Annotated in this window: 3 protein-coding genes; all 3 read left to right on the top strand. The window is 71.6% G+C overall.

Annotated features, from left to right (window positions below):
* Positions 1-305: 305 nt before the first annotated feature.
* The 3 genes from ACFWGJ_RS41030 (at position 306) to sucB (ending at position 5,446) form a co-directional block, all read left to right on the top strand.
* Positions 306-1,847, top strand: a complete 1,542-nt coding sequence (locus tag ACFWGJ_RS41030) for a leucyl aminopeptidase (protein WP_387334058.1) — start codon at positions 306-308, stop codon at positions 1,845-1,847.
* Between the two features lie 298 nt (positions 1,848-2,145).
* Positions 2,146-3,534, top strand: coding sequence for a dihydrolipoyl dehydrogenase (gene lpdA, locus ACFWGJ_RS41025; RefSeq protein WP_107018272.1), 1,389 nt, complete (start codon positions 2,146-2,148; stop codon positions 3,532-3,534).
* Between the two features lie 67 nt (positions 3,535-3,601).
* On the top strand, positions 3,602-5,446 hold the full coding sequence (gene sucB, locus ACFWGJ_RS41020) for a 2-oxoglutarate dehydrogenase, E2 component, dihydrolipoamide succinyltransferase (protein WP_387334057.1): 1,845 nt from the start codon (positions 3,602-3,604) through the stop codon (positions 5,444-5,446).
* Positions 5,447-5,704 lie beyond the last annotated feature (258 nt).

The raw sequence follows: 5,704 nt of genomic DNA, 5'->3' as shown, positions 1-5,704 counted from the left end.
CCCCCGAACCCCCGGTCCTCAAACGCCGGACGGGCTGAATACATCGCGGGCGGGCTGAGAGATGTCGGCGCAGCCGCAACTCTCAGCCCGTCCGGCGTTTGAGGACGAGCGCGGAGCGCGATCAGGGGGCGAGGGGGCGCAGCCCCCATGCAGTGACGGGAAGGGTAGGGGCGGCGGGGGCGGAGACCCCTCTGGTAGGAGCGGAAGTCGGTGGCGCGCGTAGGCTCGGGGGCGAGAAACCGAACGCCCCGGCCGACCACACCCCCGCCGGCCCCAGAACTCAACGGAAGCGAGATTTCACCACCGTGACTGCTCTCACTCTCAGCACCGCCGCGGCGCCCGGTCTGCGCACCGACGCGATCGTCGTCGGTGTCGCCAAGGTCACCGGGTCCAAGTCCGGGGACCTGGTGGTCGCACCGGGCGCCGAAGCCGTGGACAAGGCGTACGACGGCAGGCTCGCCGGCGTTCTGGAGACCCTCGGCGCCTCGGGCGGCGAGGGCGAGGTGACGAAGCTGCCGGCACCTTCCGGCTTCAAGGCACCGCTCGTCGTGGCGGTCGGCCTCGGTGCCCTCCCGGAGAAGGACGGCTCCTTCTCCGCGGAGACGCTGCGCCGCGCCGCCGGCGTCGCCGCCCGCGCTCTGGCGGGCACCAAGAAGGCCGCGTTCGCGCTGCCGGTCTCGGACGCCGCCGACGCGGGCGCCATCGGCGAGGGCGTGCTGCTGGGCTCGTACTCCTTCGACGCCTACAAGGCGGCCGCCAAGGACGGGAACGGCTCCAAGAACGGCAAGGGCCCGCTCGGCGAGGCCACGCTGCTCGGCGGCAAGGCCCGCGACAAGGCGTTCAAGGCGGCGATCGAGCGCGCCACGGCCGTGTCCGAGGAGCTGAACCGCGCCCGCGACCTCATCAACACCCCGCCGAACGACCTGAACCCGGAGGCCTTCGCCGCTGTCGCGCAGGCCGCGGCCAAGGAGCACGGCATCAAGGTGCAGGTGCTCGACGAGAAGGCGCTCGCCAAGGGCGGCTACGGCGGCATCCTCGGCGTCGGCGCCGGTTCCGCGTCCGCGCCCCGGCTGGTGAAGCTCTCGTACACCTCGTCCAAGGCGAAGAAGCACCTCGCCTTCATCGGCAAGGGCATCACGTACGACTCGGGCGGCATCTCGCTCAAGCCCGCCGGGCACAACGAGACGATGAAGTGCGACATGAGCGGTGCGGCGGCGGTCTTCGCCGCCGTCGTCGCCGCCGCGCGGCTGGGCCTTGAGGTCAACGTGACCGGCTGGCTCGCGCTGGCCGAGAACATGCCCTCCGGCTCCGCCACCCGTCCGGGCGACGTGCTGCGCATGTACAGCGGCAAGACCGTCGAGGTCCTCAACACCGACGCCGAGGGCCGGCTCGTGCTCGCCGACGCACTCGCCAAGGCGTCCGAGGAGAAGCCCGACGCGATCGTCGACGTGGCGACGCTGACCGGCGCGATGATGCTGGCGCTCGGCAACCGTACGTTCGGGATCATGGCGAACGACGACGCGTTCCGCTCCGCGGTGCACGAGGCCGCCGAGGAGGTCGGCGAGGCCGCGTGGCCGATGCCGCTGCCGGACCACCTGAAGAAGGGGATGGACTCCCCGACCGCCGACATCGCCAACATGGGCGAGCGCTACGGCGGCGGTCTGGTGGCCGGGCTCTTCCTGAAGGAGTTCGTGGGCGAGGGCATCACGTGGGCGCACCTGGACATCGCCGGGCCCGCGTTCAACGAGCAGGGGCCGTTCGGGTACACGCCCAAGGGTGGTACGGGGTCCGCCGTGCGTACGCTGGTGCGGCTGGCCGAGCTGACTGCCGTCGGCGACCTGGGCTGACGCACGCCCGACGGCCCGGGCCCGCCCGTCGTACGGCGCGTGCGGGCCGGTGGGGCCGATCGCGCGGTTCCCCGCGCCCCTTGAGGGCGCGGGGCCTCGCGCGCAGCGACGAATGCGGCTGCGTGTGATCGATCAGACGTCCCACAGCGCAGCCCGGCGTCCCGCCTGTCGTCGACAAGTGCGAAGATGGGTTCTCGGCAGGACAGGGCCCACCTCAGGGCCGAAGAAAGAGCGGCCACACCAGCCGCCGCCCGGTCACTGAAGACCGGCGCCGGCGCACATGCATGGAGGACGTGACGTGGCGAACGACGCCAGCACCGTTTTCGACCTAGTGATCCTCGGCGGTGGTAGCGGCGGCTACGCCGCGGCGCTGCGCGGAGCGCAGTTGGGCCTGGACGTCGCCCTGATCGAGAAGAACAAGCTCGGCGGCACCTGCCTGCACAACGGCTGCATTCCCACCAAGGCCCTGCTGCATGCCGGCGAGATCGCCGACCAGGCACGCGAGAGCGAGCAGTTCGGTGTCAAGGCCACCTTCGAGGGCATCGACATCGCCGCCGTCCACAAGTACAAGGACGACGTGATCAGCGGCCTGTACAAGGGCCTGCAGGGCCTCGTGGCCTCCCGCAAGGTGACGTACATCGAGGGTGAGGGACGTCTGTCGTCCGCCACCTCCGTGGACGTCGGCGGGCGCCGCGTGGAAGGCCGTCACGTGCTCCTGGCGACCGGCTCCGTGCCGAAGTCGCTGCCGGGCCTGGACATCGACGGCAACCGCATCATCTCCTCCGACCACGCGCTGACGCTGGACCGCGTACCGCAGTCCGCGATCGTGCTGGGCGGCGGTGTCATCGGCGTCGAGTTCGCCTCGGCGTGGAAGTCCTTCGGCACCGACGTCACCGTGATCGAGGGCCTCAAGCACCTCGTCCCGGTCGAGGACGAGAACAGCTCCAAGCTTCTTGAGCGCGCGTTCCGCAAGCGCGGCATCAAGTTCAACCTCGGCACGTTCTTCGACAAGGCCGAGTACACGCAGGACGGCGTCCGCGTGACCCTCGCCGACGGCAAGACCTTCGAGGCGGAGATCCTCCTGGTCGCCATCGGCCGCGGCCCGGTCTCCGCCGGTCTCGGCTACGAGGAGCAGGGCGTCGCGACGGACCGCGGTTACGTCCTGGTCGACGAGTACATGCGCACCAACGTGCCGACCATCTCGGCCGTGGGTGACCTCGTCCCGACGCTCCAGCTCGCGCACGTCGGCTTCGCCGAGGGCATCCTGGTGGCGGAGCGTCTGGCCGGTCTCAAGACCGTCCCGATCGACTACGACGGCGTGCCCCGGGTGACGTACTGCCACCCGGAGGTCGCCTCCGTGGGCATCACCGAGGCCAAGGCCAAGGAGATCTACGGTGCGGACAAGGTCGTCGCTCTGAAGTACAACCTCGCGGGCAACGGCAAGAGCAAGATCCTCAAGACCGCGGGCGAGATCAAGCTCGTCCAGGTCAAGGACGGTGCCGTGGTCGGCGTCCACATGGTCGGCGACCGCATGGGCGAGCAGGTGGGCGAAGCCCAGCTGATCTACAACTGGGAGGCGCTGCCCGCCGAGGTGGCGCAGCTCATCCACGCCCACCCGACGCAGAACGAGGCCATGGGTGAGGCCCACCTCGCCCTGGCGGGCAAGCCGCTGCACTCGCACGACTGACCGACCCTCGGTCACCACACGACGCGACGACACAGACTTCCGCAATTCGTAAGGAGCAACCGAAACCATGGCGGTTTCCGTAACCCTTCCGGCGCTCGGCGAGAGCGTCACCGAGGGCACTGTCACCCGCTGGCTGAAGGCCGAGGGTGAGCGCGTAGAGGCCGACGAGCCGCTGCTCGAAGTGTCGACCGACAAGGTCGACACCGAGATCCCCTCCCCTGCCGCCGGTGTGCTCGCCTCCATCAAGGTCGCCGAGGACGAGACGGTCGAGGTCGGCGCCGAACTGGCCGTCATCGACGACGGCTCGGGCGCGCCCGCCGCCGAGTCCGCCCCGGCCGCCGAGCCCGCGGCCGCCCCCGCTCCCGAGCCCGCCGCGGCTCCGGAGCCGGCCCCGCAGGCCACCCCGTCCACCGAGGCCGCCGCTCCGGCGCCGGCCCCGACCGCCGAGGCCGCTGCCGGCGGCAGCGGTGCCGAGGGCACCGACGTGGTGCTTCCGGCACTGGGCGAGTCGGTCACCGAGGGCACCGTCACCCGCTGGCTCAAGGAGGTCGGCGAGTCCGTCGAGGCCGACGAGCCGCTGCTTGAGGTCTCCACGGACAAGGTCGACACCGAGATTCCGGCGCCTACCTCCGGTGTGCTGCTCGAAATCGTGGTCGGCGAGGACGAGACCGCTGAGGTCGGCGCGAAGCTGGCCGTCATCGGCGCTCCCGGCGCGGCTCCGGCCGCGGCGCCCGCTCCGGCCGCCCCGGCTCCGGCGCCCGCCGCCGCTGCCCCGGCGCCCGCTCCGGCAGCTCCCGCCGCCCCGGCGCCGGCCGCACCTGCCGCTCCGGCTCCGCAGGCGCCCTCGGCTCCCGCGCCGCAGCAGCAGACCACCCCGGCCCCCGACCCGGCTCCGGCCGCGCCGGTACCGGCTCCCGCGCCCGCCGCGGCTCCTGTCACCCCGGCCGCGGCGCCCGCCGCGCCCTCCGGTGACGACGGCGCGTACGTGACCCCGCTGGTGCGCAAGCTCGCCGCCGAGAACAGCGTCGACCTGTCCACCGTCAAGGGCACCGGCGTCGGCGGCCGTATCCGCAAGCAGGACGTCATCGCCGCCGCCGAGGCCGCGAAGGCCGCTGCCGCGGCTCCGGCTCCGGCCGCCGCCCCGGCCGCGCCGAGCGCCGGCAAGAAGGCGCCGACGCTGGAGGCCTCTCCGCTGCGCGGCCAGACCGTGAAGATGCCCCGCATCCGCAAGGTCATCGGCGACAACATGGTGAAGGCCCTGCACGAGCAGGCCCAGCTGTCCTCGGTCGTCGAGGTCGACATCACCCGGCTGATGAAGCTCCGCGCGCAGGCGAAGGACTCCTTCGCGGCGCGTGAGAGCGTCAAGCTCTCCCCGATGCCGTTCTTCGTGAAGGCGGCGGCCCAGGCGCTGAAGGCCCACCCGGCCGTCAACGCCCGGATCAACGTCGACGAGGGCACGATCACCTACTTCGACACCGAGAACGTCGGTATCGCGGTGGACTCCGAGAAGGGCCTGATGACTCCGGTCATCAAGCACGCGGGGGATCTCAACATCGCCGGTATCGCCAAGGCCACCGCCGAGCTCGCGGGCAAGGTCCGGGCGAACAAGATCACTCCGGACGAGCTGTCCGGGGCGACCTTCACGATCAGCAACACCGGGTCGCGTGGCGCGCTGTTCGACACGATCATCGTGCCGCCGAACCAGGTCGCGATCCTGGGGATCGGTGCGACGGTCAAGCGGCCGGCGGTCATCGAGACGGACGAGGGTACGGTCATCGGTGTGCGTGACATGACGTACCTGACTCTCTCCTACGACCACCGGCTGGTGGACGGGGCCGACGCGGCGCGTTACCTGACCGCGGTCAAGGCGATCCTTGAGGCGGGCGAGTTCGAGGTCGAGCTCGGCCTGTAGGCTCCGCCGCTCCCGCAGGCACGACGAGGTGCCCCTGTCCGGTCCACCGGACGGGGGCACCTTTCGCGTTGCCCGCGCCCCTCGAAACGGGCCTGTCCGTCACCTGCGGCCCGGTGGGGGCTGGCCGCGAAGTTCCTCGCGCCCCCAAAAAGCCGGCCGCTCTTCGGCTGCCGGCCGGTGGGGGCTCGTCGCGCAGTTCCCCGCGCCCCCAAAAAACGGGCCGGTTCCTCGGCTGCCGGCCGGTGGGGGCTCGTCGCG

The sequence above is a fragment of the Streptomyces sp. NPDC060205 genome (assembly GCF_042728395.1).
Classification (GTDB): domain Bacteria; phylum Actinomycetota; class Actinomycetes; order Streptomycetales; family Streptomycetaceae; genus Streptomyces.
This window is presented reverse-complemented; position numbering and strand designations above follow the sequence as displayed.

Excerpts from the sequence above, each read along its gene's own strand:
- sucB (WP_387334057.1), top strand. The coding sequence starts at position 3,602 with ATGGCGGTTTCCGTAACCCTTCCGGCGCTCGGCGAGAGCGTCACCGAG.